Source organism: Oleiphilus sp. HI0086, assembly GCF_001635225.1.
Map to the genome: position 1 here is coordinate 1 of NZ_LWFZ01000193.1, position 504 is coordinate 504.

Below are 504 nucleotides of genomic sequence, written 5' to 3' on the forward strand. Positions count from 1 at the left end.
GTGGTGATTGTCTGTGTAAGGTAAAAGTGCCAAGTAACGAGCGCGCTTGATAGCAGTTGCTAGCTGACGCTGGTAACGAGCTTTTGTGCCAGTAATACGGCTTGGTACGATTTTACCAGTTTCTGTGACATAACCTTTCAAAGTGTCCAAATCTTTATAATCGATTTGTTTTACACCTTCAGACGTAAAGCGACAAAACTTACGACGACGAAAAAAGCGAGACATAGTCTTCTCCTAAAATTAAATTACTCTTCTGATGCCGCTTCGCTGTCACCAGCGCTTGCATCTTCAACTTTCTCTACAGATTCTTCAGAGCTTGACTCTTGTTCAGCTGGGCGCTTAGGCGCAGAGCGACGGTCATCTCTACCTTGAGAAGCTTTAATAGGAGATTCTTCAGTAATCGCTTCCTTCTGACGAATAACCAAATCACGAATGATGGCATCGTTAAAACGGAAGTTGTGCTCCAACTCACCCAAAGCATCGCCGCCACATTCGATATTCATC

At 44.0% G+C, this 504-nt stretch carries 2 protein-coding genes; both read right to left on the minus strand.

The genetic code is table 11. The features are described from left to right. On the minus strand, positions 1-225 hold a 225-nt coding region (gene rpsR, locus A3756_RS02695), incomplete at its 3' end, for a 30S ribosomal protein S18 (protein WP_068552869.1). 20 nt (positions 226-245) lie between these two features. Continuing rightward, positions 246-504, minus strand: a 259-nt coding sequence (locus tag A3756_RS27070) for a 30S ribosomal protein S6 (RefSeq protein WP_068552871.1), incomplete at its 5' end; no start/stop codon positions are given.